Source organism: Pseudoalteromonas sp. NEC-BIFX-2020_002 (genome assembly GCF_013002825.1).
GTDB lineage: Bacteria > Pseudomonadota > Gammaproteobacteria > Enterobacterales > Alteromonadaceae > Pseudoalteromonas > Pseudoalteromonas neustonica.
Window position 1 is genome coordinate 113,467 of the sequence record NZ_JABEPJ010000008.1, and the last position, 15,486, is coordinate 128,952.

Genomic DNA, 15,486 nt, shown 5'->3' on the forward strand with positions numbered 1-15,486 from the left:
CGTTGTTTTGTAAAAAACGCTTGCCGCAGTGTTTATTGTTTGTATAATGCTTGGCATAGAGACGAAGACGGCTAGATAAGTCCTAGCTCTAAAGTGGTTTTTCTTTATCTTCTCATGTTAGAAGGTTAAAGAAAAATGATGCCAGCGTGATGAAATTGGTATACATGGGGGATTCAAAATCCCCTGCCGAAAGGCGTGCCGGTTCAAGTCCGGCCGCTGGTACCACTTTTAATAGCCCTGACCAAATTGGTCGGGGTTTTTTTATGTCTGAAATAAAGTCGATTGGTATAAGTTTTAGAGTATTTGGTTTTGGTGGGGACTTATACCAATCTGCATAAATATTTGAACAATTTAACGAATTAAATAGACCCCATATCTATCCAGATTGATATTTGGCATTCAACAAAATTGAATGCCATTTAATATAAAAACTAACTTCAATCGATTAGTCTATTAGGCTTACTTCACATTGATAGGTGTTATCACCAACAGAGAAACTACCTTTACCATTGTATTCATTATCAACGCCAAAGCTTGCGGTAAATGGAGACTGGTAACTACCAATTGCCGGTGGTGGGAAAGATACAACGGCTTGGCCTGTTACAGCGCCCACTTTAGTGACACCATTAAAGCCAGTTGCATGCATATGTCCTGATGCACTGGATGTGAAATGAGGTGAATGCTGCGTCCCTTCTTGAATGCTCCCATTCGCTCGACCATTTAATGAGCCTGTTACTGGATCTACGGCAAGTTGGATCTCCATAGAGCCCCCACCAACTACAGAAGATTTAAATTGTAGTTTAACTAGGTATAAGCTTTCATTAGACATTTTCTTCTTCCTTTTATATGTGCTGCACATTATTGTGCGGTCATTCATTTATCGAGGAAAAGTGTAGGAGGGGCTCAAAAAAAAGTATATTACAGCACATTACACTAAGTTAAATGTGAGTGAGGCTGGGCATTTTCGCTGTTATATTTAAAAAACGAAACGTTTGTGCAAAAAAGTATTCACAGATTGCGCTAAATATCTTTTATTATTTATTTTCGATATTAACTAATTAGGCAGCAAGACGGTTGCGATCACGCCTTGGGTTTTGTTCTTGTTTATTAAACTCAAGCTACCGTGATGTTGCTCTATTACGTTACGGCAAAAGCTGAGGCCGATGCCTTGGCCCTGTTGTTTAGTAGTGTAAAATGGCACGAATATGTTGTCGGGGTTGGCGAGCCCATGGCCGTTATCATCAATGGTGATGCAGTTTACTTTGCCTTGATTATGCACGCTCAGTGCTATTTTTATGGGCGGGATGCTTGCTTCGATGGCATTTTTTACTAGGTTGATCATCACTTGGTGAATAAACGTGCGGTCGGCCTTAAAGGTTGTGGCGTTAGTCACGCAGCTAAATTTAACATCAGGATAAATAGCACATACTTGTTTTAAAAATGCAGCCGTGTCTATTTCAACTATATTGAGCGTCAGTGGTTTATTTATATCGCCATAGCGGGTGACAAACTCATTAAGATAATTACAGCGCTCACTTATTACATTAAGCGCTTGTACCTGGCGTGGCTCGGTGAGCTTCACGGCGAGATTTTCAGCCATAGCAGTAACAGGGGTGAGTGAGTTGCGAATTTCGTGACCAAGTACGCGAATAATTTGCTGCCATGCTTGCAGTTGGTTTTCGCGAAGGGCTGAGGTGATGTCGATCATAACAATAAGCTGATGACAGCTGCCTTGCTCTATAAATTCACTGTGACGTATTTGCCATTGCTGGGCTGTAATAACATCGCTAAATTGCCAATGTGCGCCTTGTTTTGTAAGCCCTAATTGTTCTGCGCTGGTGTAGCGTAAGGTTTGCCATTGTGTCTGTTTAAATTCACTAAACGCATTATTGGCATAGCTGAGTTTATTGTGTTGATCGAGCACCATGATCGGCACATTAAAATGCTCAATTAATTGATACACCAAAAACACATGCTGATCGTAGCGCGACTTCTTTTTAAATAACTCTTCACTTAACTCAATCAAGCTTTGCTGTAATTTGTGAATACTCCCTGCCTGATAGCTGGGCTTAACGAGTTGGTTGTAATCTTCGTTTAAAATGGCATCTAAGTGGGCGTGATTGCGGTTAAAGCTGTTGATCACTTTTTTGTAGGTACGAGTAAACAGTTTAAGGTAAATAGCTAAAAATAGACTTGAAATAACGGTAGAAGTAACAACAGATAAAGCAAAATATTGGCCAATAAAATAGCAACCCAACGCCGCTAAAGTGCCACTTAACAGTGCAAAGCCAATTAAGCTGCGTTCAAGCGATGAGTGATAAAGGCTATTTATTTTTATACCGTTTGTTATCCAGTTTTTCATACAGTGATACCGTATTTCTCAAGGCGACGATACATAGATGATTTGCCTAAACCTAATAATTTTGCGGCGTTAGGAATATGCCCCTGAGTTTGTTTTAGCGCTAAATTAATTAGTTGGCGCTCAGCGTGCTCTAGTGTCATTAATGGTAATGTGTTACTGCTTTGATTGCTTTGTAAATTTAAGTCATTGGCGGTCAATGTATCGGTTGCTGCTAGTAATATTGCCCGTTCAATTACATGGCTTAACTCGCGTACATTACCTGGCCAAGGATAGTGGTTTAATGCCTGTTTAGCGCATTCGCTTAGGGTAAGCATAGCGCTTGAGTATTTTTTAGCATGTAAATTTATAAAGTGCTCGCACAAAGGCACTATATCTTCCATTCGTTCACGCAGTGGCGGTATAACAAACTCCAACGTGTTTACCCGGTAGTATAAATCTTCTCTAAACTGACCTTGTTTTATCAGTGTGGCAATATCGCCATTGGTGGCGCTTATTAAACGTACATTGGTTTTTTTAGTTTGACTCGCGCCAACCATCTCAAACTCTTGGCTTTCGAGTACCCGCAGTAATTTCGCTTGCTGTGGTAGCGGTATATTGGCTATTTCGTCTAAAAATAAACTGCCGTTATCGGCCAGTTCAAAGCGGCCAATGCGTTCATTTTTAGCATCAGTAAACGCACCTTTTTTATGACCAAACATTTCGCTTTCAAATAACGATTCAACTATAGCCCCCATATTCACCGCAATAAACGGTTGTGTATGGCGCGTAGATTGCTGATGAAGCCATTGTGCTAATTGGCTTTTACCCGTGCCATTTTCACCGGTTAGTAAAATGTTGGCATCGGTTTTAGATACTTTAGCTAACTGACTTATCAGCTGTTGCATCGCGTGTGACTGATACACAAATGTAGGCGAGGTATGATCGTTAAGCTGTTGCTGCAATTTTTGGTTTTGTTTATTTAACTTTTTAAGCGTGAGTTGCTGATCGAGCAATTTTAATAAACGCTGGTTTTGCCATGGTTTTTCAATAAAGTCACATGCACCTAGTTGCATAGCGCGCACCGCCAGATCGACGCTCGACCACGCAGTCATTGCAATGACGGGAATGTCTAATTGCTGTTTATGTAAGTGCTGTAAAAACGCCATGCCTTCGTCACCTGAGGTGGTGTCGCGGGTAAAATTCATATCAAGCAAAATAAGGTCAATCGCTTGGCTGTCTTCAATTAGTGTGTGTGCTGTAAAAGGCGAATCGCATTCGAGCACCTGATAGCCGTTATCTTCTAATATAAAGCGCGCGCTTAGGCGGATTTCAGGGCTATCTTCGATGATCAAAATAGTGGCAGACATAAACTTCCAAATAGGTGAATAAGCGCAGGATGATTGTAGTGTATAGCGATTTCTATGCCAGTGATTTTATTTTTGTATTTCAGCTTGTTAGTTATTTAAAGATGATCAGTCCCTTTTAAGAAGTAACAACGATGAGAGTAAGCGCCTGTGAAACACCCAGCGGGTTGGTTTAAAAGCGATTTATACTGCGTTACTTTTATAAGGGAATGATTTTAACAAGGGAACAACCATTATTTGCAATCAATGCCTTGCCTGAATCGCTTTTAACTCCAACTGAAACTGTATCTTGAGGTGGCTTGGGTATATAAGGTTTTTTAGTCCGATTATGGACTATTTGAGTCCGGTTTTGGGGTTGCTGTTTTGAGCATATTGAAAGCGCTAGACCATGGCCAGTTTCAAACTGGTACTGGGTAGTCCGGTATCGCAGCTCTATAAGGTTTTTTAAATAATGTAAATTTATAATGCTATGTATTTATTAGATTTTAATGTTGGCATGTGTTTCGCAATAGCTTAAACATACAAAGCATAACGCGGTGAAATATGGACATAGCAAAAACAAAAGTAGTAAAGCAGTTATCGCTTTGGCATAAGTTAATTTTACTACTGGCTATTATTTTAATTGCAGGAGTGATTTATCAGCGCAGTAGCCAAGTAGGGGTGTCTGTGGCGCGCAGTAATATAATTGTCGCTAATGTACGTCAAGGCGCGCTTGCGGTTACAGTTACAGGTTATGGCGAGCTTAAATCAGCGCAGCAGCAATTGCTAACGGCAAAAACACCCGCCACAGTACAGGCTATTTTATTAAAGCCCGGTGCAATTGTGACCAGTGACTCGGTAATAGTGCAATTAGCCAATCCAACACTTGAGCAGCAACTTGAAAGCGCCCAACAAGAGCTTAATAAACTCAACGCTAATTTACGCCAGTTAAGGTTAAATAATACCCGCGAACTTTTAAATGAACGCTCTCATGTAGCACAAAGCCATGCCGCTTACGAAAATGCTAAATTACAATTAAAAGCTGAAACAAGTTTAGTTGAGCAGGGTATTGTTTCAACGCTTAATTATCAACGTAGCGTGCTAGACGAGCAACAACTGAGTCAGCAATTAGCGATCGCCAAGCAGCGTGCTGAGCAACTAAAAGCCGTGCATATAGAGTCTGAAAAAATTCAGCTTGAGCAAATAAAGCAGCAACAAGGTTTAGTGGGTATGGCACAAACACAATTGGCTAACTTATCTGTGGTGGCTGGGATGAATGGCGTATTACAGCGCTTACCAGTAGAGCTTGGGCAAAGTGTAAACGCAGGGCAAGAAATTGCGCTTATCGGCTCGGTTGATTCACTCATTGCGATTATTCAAGTACCACAAAATCAAGTGGATGATATTCGATTAGGGCAGCTAGCAGAAGTAGATACACGCCGCGGTATAGTAACGGCAAAGGTAGCACGTATAAGCCCTGTGGTGATCAACAATACAGTAGAGGTAGAATTATCTCTGCCTAAAGAACTTCCTGAAAATGTCAGGCCGCAATTAACAGTTGATGCCAATATTAATGTCGCGCAGCTAAAAAACGTGACTTATATTGAGCGCCCAGCAAATGTAAAACCGCACACTGAAACAGCGCTGTATCAGGTAAACGCACAGCAGCAAAGCGCACGCTTGGTTAATATAAAATTTGGCCGCGAAGCTGGGCGCTTTATCGAGATACTTAATGGCGCAAAGTTAGAACAACAACTAATTATTTCAGATTTAACCAACCTTACTCGCAGCAATAGCGAAATCTTAATTAACTAATGAACAGGATGAAAATAATGACAGAGCAAAAAATAACGCACCCCCAAGCCGATGTCGTATTAGCAATGAAGGGCATTAGTAAGGTATTTGAAACCCAAGAGCTACAAACCTACGCACTGCGCAGTATTGATTTGTGTATTTATCGTGGTGAATATTTGTCGATATCGGGACCATCTGGCTGTGGTAAATCAACATTACTTTCACTATTGGGCCTACTTGATATGCCAACCAGCGGCGAGTATTTAATTGAAGGGAAAAACGTGTCGGCGCTTTCGCTTAATCAAGCGGCTGAAATTCGTAATGCAAAAATAGGGTTTATTTTTCAATCATTTAATTTAATTGACGAGCTAAGCGTGTTTGACAATGTGGCGTTACCACTGCGTTATCATCACTCTAAACCAAACAAGCAAGTAATTGCTGAAAAAGTAAAAGCGTGCCTTGAAAAAGTAGGGCTGGGGCATCGTATGAGCCATAAACCGAACCAGTTATCGGGCGGTCAGCAACAGCGCGTGGCGATTGCGCGGGCGCTGGTGGCTCAACCCGCAATCCTGTTAGTGGATGAGCCAACGGGTAATTTAGATTCAAAATCGGGCGACCAAGTAATGCAAGTTCTCAGTGAGCTAAACGCTGCAGGTACCACTATTTGTATGGTCACACATGACCCGCGTTACGGCGATATGGCCACTAGGCAATTAAAGTTATTAGATGGCGAAATGCTCGGTGCAGTAAATACCAATGAGGCGTTAAGCGCATAATAAACAGCTAATTTAGTGAGAACATTATGCAATACTTTTTGCAAACAGCGTGGCAAAACCTAAAACAAAAACCACTGTTAAATACCAGTTTTGTATTAACGGTAGGCTTAACACTTGCGGTACTTATTTGTGTTATTACTTTGGCGTATAACGTTATTTTAAAGCCATTGCCGTACCCAGATCAGTCGTCACTTTATAAAATAGAACAACAACAAATAAAGCAAAATGGCGCAATTGATAATAGTGCATTCACTTACCCAGGTGTACTTGATGTTTATAATAATCAAAGTGAGTTTGGTGTGGCAGCCCTTAATTATTATGACGAGGCTATTATTAGCTCGTTGCCAAACCAGCCTAAAGTTTTTGTGAGTTATGTTACCCCGCAGTGGTTTGACTTACTCGGTTGGAAAATGCACCTAGGGAGCCCTTTAAGCGTAATAAATGACACGACCGCTTTAGATCAACAACGGCCTCAAGCGGTGATTAGTTATCAGTTTTGGCAGCAACATTTTGCTGCAAATACCGACGTGATAGGCAAAACCTTAAGCGTTGGAGGGAGCCATTTTAGTGTCAGCGGTGTACTTGACGAGTTTGCTCATGAACCGCAAATGCACCGACCTTCACAAACACGAGAGGTATGGCTGCCGTTTAGTTATAACCCACGTAAAGATCAAACGCAGAGCTGGGCTGGTATCAGCCCAATGATAGCTATGTTAGCTAAATTAAACACTAATATTGACCCTGCACAACTTGCTTTAAAGCTTGCACAGCGCGCTAATCAACTATGGCTGCCACAAGTGACCGAGCGTGCCTTTTTAAAAGGTTGGCAGCTTAATATGCAAGTAACGCCATTACACACAGTTATTTTAGGCGACAGTAAAACTATTTTACAGGTGCTTATTGCAGCATCTGTGGGTTTACTACTGATTGCCTTAACAAACGTAGCTAATTTATTGTTAGCTAAATATCAGCTGCAAAGTCACACTATTGCTATTCATCATGTTGTTGGGGCAAAAATACAGCACATTTATATGCGTAACTTAGTGGATATTGTGACTTTGTTGATCATTGCTAGTTGCTTGGCGTTAGTACTTGCACAATTAGCGTTAATGCTGATCAAAGCACAGTTTGGCGAGTTTTTACCAAGAGTGAATGAGCTTGCGCTCGGGTGGGTTTCTTATTTTACAGTTGTATTATTTGTGGTGTTTACCTGTGTTATTTTAGCAAAGGTGAGTACGCCACATTTAAGTTATAGGCAACTACAATCACAATTGAGTGGCTCAGGAAAAGGGCAAAGTAGTCAAATTAACAACGTCAAACGCCAAGTATTTATTGTTTTACAGATCACTTTTGCCAGCGTGCTGATGTTTGCATCAACACTGGTAATAAACGACGCGCTTAAAAAAGTAAATCAACCACTGGGTTTTGCTGTGGCTGATCGTTATAGCTTATCGGTAGAAGCCGTAGGCGCGCAGCCAATAAGCCGCGAGCAAAGTAAAGAGTTTGTACAAGCAACAGTTAAAGCACTCAATAGCCTAGCGGGTGTAGAGGTAGTATCGCGGGCTCGCTCGCCATTTGCACATCATTGGGGCTGGCCAATAAACGATGTAAAACGCCAAGAGCGATACACCAGCTTTATAAATCTAGCCGACGAACACAGCTTTTCATTACTTGATTTACCACTGCTTTCTGGGCGTAACTTTAATTACCAAGAGCTAGTAGACGGCGATTCAGGCATTGTTATAAACCAATCGTTTGCTCATTATCTAAGTCCAGAAGGCAACGCCGTAGGCACGCGCATTACACCAACACAGCGTGAGTTTACAGTGATTGGCGTGGTTGCAGACAAATACTTACCTAACGTTGATAGCGAGCGATTTGTAATGTATCAAGCCTCAAACCCTGGAGCACTTAATTTTTTAATTAAAACGAAAGCAGGACAAACAAATACCGAACAAACAAACACCGAACAAACAATAACAAGGCAACAGCTATTAAGTGTGCTTAATAACATTGATAGCCGCTTAGCAATTAGTGAATTTATAAGCCTTGAGCAGCAACATGCGCAGCAGCTTAGCCATAGCAAACTCACACTCTATGGTGCAATTAGCACCGCCGTAAGCGCACTGTTTATTGCCGCAATTGGTTTGTATGGTGTGCTAAGTATTAGCTTACAAATACGGCTTACTGAAATTGCTACGCGAATGGCTATAGGTGCTAAGCCTTATCAGGTTGTGCTATTAATGCTGTTTGATCATGCCAAGTACCTGCTGTTTGGCTTTGTGAGTGCCTTTACCATTGTGTTAGCTATTGTGTTTACAAAAATAGGAATTTTTAACTTAACCACAGTCTCGTTAGCAAACCCATTAAGCGCTGCTTTAGGCGGGGTTACTTTACTGGTTATTACCTTACTAACTTTTATGACTATTGTGTTGGTAATGCAAAAATACGTCACTAAGCCGGTTAATCAATTACTAACGGGGGCACAATAATGAGCTACAACCTTAAAAGTGCCGTTGCTAATTTAATAAATCATCGGGTTTATAGCCTAAGTGTCATTACAACATTAAGTGTAGTGTTAGCTGCACTAATTACCGTACTCACACTGGCGTATATTATGCTGTTAAAACCGCTACCGTATCCTGACCAAGCGCGTTTAGTTAAAGCTGAGTACGCTCAAATTGACCAAACAGGCACGCTCAATACCCGCGCTTTTAATTACCCAGCACTAATTGATTTATATAAAAACCATAATTTATTTGAGCAAGTGGCATTGGTGTATTACGGTGAACAACGCTTAGATGATGTAGCGGGCTTACCCATAGTAAACACCTCATTTGTTACCCCGCAGTGGTTTGATATGTTCGCCATTAAGTTGCATTTAGGGCGTGGTTTTACGCAAACTGAAGTCCTTGATAGCTTTAACCCCGTTGCAGTTATAAGCTATCAAACTTGGCAAAATGACTTTGCCGGCAAAGATAATATAATAGGCCAAACACTGAGCATAGGTGCTCAGCAGTTTAAAATTATAGGTGTGGCAGCGGCTGATTTTAAATCGCCTGCACTTATCAAAAAGGGGCAAACGACCGCTGTGTGGCTCCCGTGGGATTACAATTTAACCTCAGCAGAAGCTAAGCCGTTTTGGTGGAACCGTTATTCGCGCAGTCATTTTGTAGCCAAATTACCAAGTAATATAAGCCTTGAGCAGGCAAGTAAAACGTTATCGCAGTATGTGGATAACGTATGGCAGCAGCATATTGATACAGAAGCATTTTTTGCAGGTTGGCATATCGAGCTTGAGCTAAACACCTTGCAAACAGTGATTTTAAAAGAAACGCCACAAAATATTTATTGGCTTATTTTAGCCGTTGCGGGTTTGGTTATTATTGCCTGCGTAAATATTAGTAACGTGTTTATAGTACGAACAGCAGCGCGCAAACATACATTAGCACTGAGTGCGGCACTGGGTGCAACACGGCTTACTTTGTTTAAGCAATTTTGGCTAGAGGTTGCCTTACTCATTGCTTTGGCAAGTAGCATTGGGCTTGCGCTCGCGGCGGCTTTTTTAGCAACCTTAAGCGATTTTGCCATGGCAATATTACCGCGCGCTAATGAGCTTTCTATCAACGCAGTATCATTTCTTATCACATTGTTTAGCGGCTTAATATTAACCACGTTGTTCGCCTTTTTATGTACGCGAATTATAAATTATCAACAATTAATTGGCGGTTTAAAATCAGCAGGTAAAGGTACAGCAGTACAGGTAGGTAAGCGCGTATGGCAAGGCTTGGTCGCCTTTCAAGTAGCGGTAGCGTGTACATTATTATTTATTAATTTTTTAGTCTTTAACGTGAATAAAACCAATATTGACAATGCTTTTACAGTGCCACTTGATCAACTAATCAGTCTAGAGGTTAATTTAGCAAGCCATGTAGCGGCAGATAGAGAACAAGCAAATCAATTATTAAATCAAGTAGCTAACGAGATTGCTTTATTACCCGAGGTTAGGCAAGTAAGTCGTTCTTCATCACCGATTAACGATAATTTAATTACTTGGTCATTGGTTGAGGTGGCAAGCAATCAAAGCGTACTACCCTATGGTAAATCAGTTGATGCACAGTATTTTTCATTACTTAAACAACCCGTGTTACAGGGGCGAGGTTTTACAAACGAGGATACTAAAAGCAATACAAAGGTCATTATTATTAACGATGTGTTTGCAAAGCAGTTATCGCCAGATGGCAATGCGTTAGGCAAGCGGCTAAGTTTTGATATGACCTCAGGGCGCGAGAATGACCTGACAATTATAGGCATAGTCAAAGCAATGCCCATTCCAGGGCAAAGTAAGGCACAACCAAAAGCGTTTTTAGCACGTAAAGGCTATCGTTCATTTATTGTAGCGCTTAAGCAGGGCCAGCAATTAACAAAAAATACGCTTAATACGTTATTGCAAAATAGCAACTCAGGGTTGTCGGTGCATCAGTTAGAGCCGTTAAATGCACAGCGCGACACGGCACTGTTTCGCCATTATGTGGTATCGGCGACAACGTTGATGATTATCGCAGCAACCATTGCCCTAACCAGCATTGGTTTGATAGGCATTATGCGTTACTCGGTATTGTTACGCCGCGCTGAAATAGGCATTCATTTATGTATTGGCGCAAAGCCACTGGCATTGTTTTTGTTGGTATTTAAGCAAAATGGCAGCGCAATAATAGCGGGCATAATACTGAGTATTACGTTACTGCTGACCTTACAGCAACCATTGCAATTCATTGCTGGTGGCATACCACAAATTATACAGTTTGGTATGTTATTTATGACGTTATTGCTTGTAATTAGCCTCGGTGCACTAGCGTGTTACTTACCTTTAAATGCCCAGCTAAAACGCCCTGCAATTTACGGTGTGCAAGGGCGAGCTGAGTAATGTAGCTGCTCAACAAATAAAAGAGTAACAAATAAAAGGCTAAGCATAAAAAGGCAGGTAAAGTGAACCTGCCTTTTTTGTTTTTTAAAATACGTCGCACCCTAAAATATTACTATTCAAAGCATCCGCATAGGTTGAGTTGAGTACCACTAAACCCAACGAAATTCACAACAAACTATCAACAAAGATGACACCCATCCTAAAGTTTGTATTTTCTATATTTTGCACTAACTTTTAATTAGTGCAAAAAACAAACAGGGTGTAATATGGCAATCGCAAGAAAGCGTCAAATAAGTTTGGTTGATACAAAATACTATCATTGTATTTCTCGCTGTGTACGCCAAGCATTTTTATGCGGTGAAGACTGTTTTACAGGGAAGTCTTATGAGCACCGCAGAGGGTGGGTTGAAGAGAAGCTACTGAGTCTAGCCAAGGTATTTTGTATTGATGTGTGTGCTTATGCAGTAATGAGTAACCACACGCACTTAGTGCTCTATGTTGATGATAAAAAAGCAAAGAGGCTGAATGATAAAGCCATTATTATCCGCTGGCATAAACTCTGTAAGGGTACTTTTCTTACTCAAAAATACATGCAAGGTGAAAAGCTAAGTAAAACAGAGCGCATATTTTTCAACCAAACGGTTGAGCAATATCGAGAGCGCTTAGCAAGCATCAGTTGGTTTATGCGACTATTAAATGAAGACATTGCGCGTAAAGCTAATAAAGAAGATGGTTGTACAGGCCGATTCTGGGAGGGAAGATTCAAATCACACGCATTATTAGATGAAGCCGCCATAGCTGCTTGCATGGCTTATGTCGATCTAAACCCCATCAGAGCCAAAATGGCGAATATCCCTGAAGAGTCAGCCCGCACCAGCGTACAAAAACGCATTGAAAGTGCAAAGGAAGGCAAACAATCCAAACAACTACTGCGCTTTGCAGGCATGCCCAGACAACAAATGGCAAAAGGATTACCGTTTGAGTTAAAATCTTATCTTGAATTAGTAGAGCTCACAGGGCGATGCTTGCGTGAAGATAAGCGCGGCCACATTGAAGAGGCAAACTTACCACTTTTAGATCGCATCAATATCTCCCCTGAAAACTGGTTAAAACTCACTACACACTTTACCCGCGTATTTCATGGTGCAGTTGGTAGACCGTCATCACACACAAGTTACTGTGAAAATTTAAACAGAAAACGACGCAGCAACCTCAGCAACTGCGAAAAACTTCTGGCGTAGTGTTCACACTCATTTAAAACTTAAAATTGCTCTTCAAGGGAAAAGCGTATGTGCCCGCAATGTAGACTCCTGCATTTTTGAATTTAGTCAAATTCATTGAAACTGTGTTTAAATCGTGATTATGTCGAAAATGTTCACTTACTAATGACTTCAAGCGATGTGTTTATTGTTTTGCTTCCAATAAATAATTAAGATGGGTGTCAACTTAAGTTCTGTTTACCATGAGAAATTATGAAAAACGTTAGATTTTTAGTGATTATATTAAGCTTTGTTGTATTAACAGGTTGTTCAAGTACAAAATTAATAGTTGAACGTAGTTACACCTACCAATTGTCAGATGTATTTACTCAAGAGGTTATTGATGAAGCGAGCGTTCCAGAAAAAGGGATGTCTCTATTCAAAGCAAGGCTAGAAGCACAAATGAGTCAATTTGGACTAAGCACTAGTAATGATGCTAATAAGAAAATTGAAATTACTTTCATTGATTATAAAATGAGGCATGGCGCAGCCAGAGCGTTAGGCGGTTTCATGGCTGGCACAGATAATATTTCAACGATAGTTGTTATTAAGGATGTAAAAAGCGATGAAACTATCGCTAGGTTAAAGGTTACGTCAAGAAATAAAGCTGCAGTAGGGACATCAAAGGGACTTATTGAGGATCATGCAGATAAAATCGTAACATATATTAAAACAGGGAAGTATTAAGTCGGAGGTCTTTTTATATGTTGTGTAAAAACATTAAAAGTCACCAGAAAGATCTGATACATATGGCATGTTAGTATACTCAGTGTAAATTTCGTACTGATTTGGATGGCTTATGGATTACAAAACATTTTTACCAAGTAAAGATATAGCCTCTTTTGTTAATTTTTTCTGGACACTCGAGGTCTCTCCAGAAGAAAATTCAGAAAAGCAGAGAATTGTACCTGATGGAAGTATTGAATTGGCTTTCATTTTAGGTGATGACATTAAAAGGTACACTTCAGATAATCATTACATAATTCAACCACGTGCAATGGTACTTGGGCAAACCGTTTCCCCTTTTTATATTCAACCGACAGGTTATGTTCATACCTTTGCTGCCAGCTTTTTACCTTATGCTTTTTCTAATTTCGTTTCTGAACCCATCAATAATCTAAAAAATAAAGAAACATCAATTTATGAATTGTTTGAAAGCAATGAATCAGAGGAGCTAGAAAAAAGTATTATTAAAGCTCTAAACACAAGTGAAAGAATTGAAATACTTGAAGCATTTCTTTTTTCAAAACTTAGTAATCCGCGAACTATTGAAAATGTTGTAAAAGCAACCGTTGAGATTCTCTTTTCGAACAATGGCAATATACCCATTAACAAAATTATAAATTCAGATCCCAATCAAAAACGACAATTAGAAAGAAAATTTTTAGATATAGTTGGAGTTAGCCCTAAGAAGTTGAGTAAGCTTATTCGCTTACAAACTGCTTTGAAGTTATTAATTAATCATGACGAAAGCCTTACTAATATAGCGTACAAATGCAATTACTATGATCAATCTCATTTTATTAAAGACTTTAAAGAGTTTACAGGGGTAAAGCCGCGTAACTTTCTTGGTGACAAAAGTATGGCTCTTTCTTTGCTTTTCTATAAATAAACGGCCCTGTCGTTTTTTTACAATTTATTATGCTTTCCTATGCCTATATTGAAAATGTGGTCGTTCGAAGAAATACGAGTGAGAACGTTCCCATCAATAATAGTGTTAGTGACTCGGTTTACTGACTGTAAAACGTAAATAATAAGGAGAGTGAAATGCAAAGTTTGGCATCGATTTTTGAGATCCCTGCGACCGATTTAGATCGCGCTGTAAAATTTTATAGCAACATTTTTACTTTAACCATCGAAACTATGGATATTCCAGGAATGAAGATGGGGTTATTTCCATATAAGGATCAATCTACGGTTGGTATCATTATTCAAGGAGAAGGTTATTTACCCTCTACTGCTGGCCTTACATTGTATTTAAATGCAGGTGAAGACCTACAAGTCGTTCTATCTAAGGTTGAAGTGTATGGCGGGAAAGTACTTGTATCCAAAACATCCCATGCGGACGAAAGTGGCTTTTTCGCATTGTTTATAGATACCGAAGGAAATAGACTTGGTTTACATTCACCTAACTAAGTAGCTCATATTTTAGACTGTTTAAATTTGATAAGGGCATTAAGAAGATGACGTTAAGAAAGTGGAGCAAAAAAGCCTCCCACTTTTAATGCTGTAAATTTAGATATTTAATTCGGGGAATGGCTTTATGTTGTGTATACAAGGCGTATCTATTATCAATAAATATTAGGGCTGGATGCGTTACTATAATTGGAATTAAAGGCAATAAAAGAGCTTAAATCACCTTTTATTGCCTTGTAGTTGGTCGTGCTTAAAACACTGAGCGAAATGAAGAGCGTCCAGATGAGCGACGCTCATTGCGACGACTACGCATGCGGCTGTGTAGTTCGCGACGTTTTGCGTCTAGCCATTCATCACGAGTAACGGTTGCGTTACCATTGCGGCTTTCTTCACGGCTACGATAGGCGCAAAACTCTTCAAATGCTTCAACATCGTCACTAAACTCGCCAGCAACCAGTTCAATCATAATCGCGTCATCTAAAAAGCCTAGTACGGGAATATGATCAGGCACTAAATCTTCAGGATCACTAAAGTAAGCCAAGGCACTTAATATTTCTACGCGTTCTTCTTCAGGGATTTGCCATTCAGTATCTTCAATCATTGCGACAAATGTTTCTAATTTTTGGATGCGAAGGCGAACAAACTCAGGCACATTGTCTATTATATTTGAGCTGATTTTTTTAGCATTATTAATTATTACCTGCTCACTTAGTAATTTAGCGCCCTGTTGTGCTTTACGCATTACATCGCGAAAGTGCTCTAAATCGGTATCTGATAATTCAAACTTAACTTCAAACGCCATTATAATTCTCCTGTATTGGCTATATGGTCACAGTAAATAATCGCTATGACAGACAACATTAACATTAGCTTATTGTCATTGTTGAATTTAGCAGATCCTTTGGCAGGC

At 40.0% G+C, this 15,486-nt stretch carries 12 protein-coding genes and 1 tRNA gene; 9 read left to right on the plus strand and 4 right to left on the minus strand.

Translation table 11 applies throughout. From position 1 onward, the window contains the following. The first annotated feature begins 140 nt into the window (after positions 1-140). Positions 141-225 (plus strand) — tRNA-Leu (locus tag HJP15_RS10925). Between the two features lie 220 nt (positions 226-445). On the opposite strand, the gene HJP15_RS10930 is transcribed toward HJP15_RS10925, so the two are convergent. From HJP15_RS10930 to HJP15_RS10940, 3 genes are all read right to left on the minus strand, one after another. Then, positions 446-829, minus strand: a complete 384-nt coding sequence (locus HJP15_RS10930) for a DUF1842 domain-containing protein (RefSeq protein ID WP_054203172.1) — start codon at positions 827-829, stop codon at positions 446-448. Between the two features lie 225 nt (positions 830-1,054). Continuing rightward, on the minus strand, positions 1,055-2,362 hold the full coding sequence (locus HJP15_RS10935; RefSeq protein WP_212760669.1) for a sensor histidine kinase: 1,308 nt from the start codon (positions 2,360-2,362) through the stop codon (positions 1,055-1,057). Beyond that, on the minus strand, positions 2,359-3,708 hold the full coding sequence (locus HJP15_RS10940) for a sigma-54-dependent transcriptional regulator (RefSeq protein ID WP_170173773.1): 1,350 nt from the start codon (positions 3,706-3,708) through the stop codon (positions 2,359-2,361). Before HJP15_RS10940 ends, HJP15_RS10935 begins: the two co-directional genes overlap by 4 nt. 540 nt (positions 3,709-4,248) lie before the next feature. On the opposite strand from HJP15_RS10940, the gene HJP15_RS10945 reads away from it, so the two are divergent. The 8 genes from HJP15_RS10945 to HJP15_RS10980 all read left to right on the plus strand — a co-directional run bounded on the left by HJP15_RS10945 (position 4,249) and on the right by HJP15_RS10980 (position 14,576). Continuing rightward, positions 4,249-5,499, plus strand: a complete 1,251-nt coding sequence (locus HJP15_RS10945) for an HlyD family secretion protein (RefSeq protein ID WP_054456100.1) — start codon at positions 4,249-4,251, stop codon at positions 5,497-5,499. A 17-nt stretch (positions 5,500-5,516) separates the two neighbouring features. Continuing rightward, positions 5,517-6,254, plus strand: coding sequence for an ABC transporter ATP-binding protein (locus tag HJP15_RS10950; RefSeq protein WP_054203175.1), 738 nt, complete (start codon positions 5,517-5,519; stop codon positions 6,252-6,254). A 26-nt stretch (positions 6,255-6,280) separates the two neighbouring features. After that, complete coding sequence (locus HJP15_RS10955; RefSeq protein WP_170173774.1) at positions 6,281-8,746, plus strand: ABC transporter permease; 2,466 nt, start codon at positions 6,281-6,283, stop codon at positions 8,744-8,746. Further along, positions 8,746-11,181, plus strand: a complete 2,436-nt coding sequence (locus HJP15_RS10960) for an ABC transporter permease (protein WP_170173775.1) — start codon at positions 8,746-8,748, stop codon at positions 11,179-11,181. The genes HJP15_RS10955 and HJP15_RS10960 overlap by 1 nt, the downstream gene beginning before the upstream one ends. A 266-nt stretch (positions 11,182-11,447) precedes the next feature. Further along, entirely contained in the window at positions 11,448-12,422 is a 975-nt protein-coding gene (locus HJP15_RS10965) for a transposase (protein WP_170173776.1), read from the plus strand. Positions 12,423-12,653: 231 nt separating this feature from the next. Next, positions 12,654-13,127 carry a DUF4410 domain-containing protein gene (locus tag HJP15_RS10970; protein WP_054206215.1) on the plus strand — a complete coding sequence of 158 codons (474 nt, stop codon included), beginning with the start codon at positions 12,654-12,656 and terminating at the stop codon, positions 13,125-13,127. A gap of 112 nt (positions 13,128-13,239) precedes the next feature. Then, positions 13,240-14,052, plus strand: a complete 813-nt coding sequence (locus tag HJP15_RS10975; protein WP_170173777.1) for a helix-turn-helix transcriptional regulator — start codon at positions 13,240-13,242, stop codon at positions 14,050-14,052. A gap of 155 nt (positions 14,053-14,207) precedes the next feature. Then, complete coding sequence (locus HJP15_RS10980; protein WP_054206213.1) at positions 14,208-14,576, plus strand: VOC family protein; 369 nt, start codon at positions 14,208-14,210, stop codon at positions 14,574-14,576. Between the two features lie 250 nt (positions 14,577-14,826). Here HJP15_RS10980 and HJP15_RS10985 read toward each other — a convergent pair whose 3' ends face one another. Then, positions 14,827-15,378: a YkvA family protein gene (locus tag HJP15_RS10985; RefSeq protein ID WP_054206212.1), complete on the minus strand. Its 552-nt coding sequence runs from the start codon at positions 15,376-15,378 to the stop codon at positions 14,827-14,829. Between the last annotated feature and the right edge of the window lie 108 nt (positions 15,379-15,486).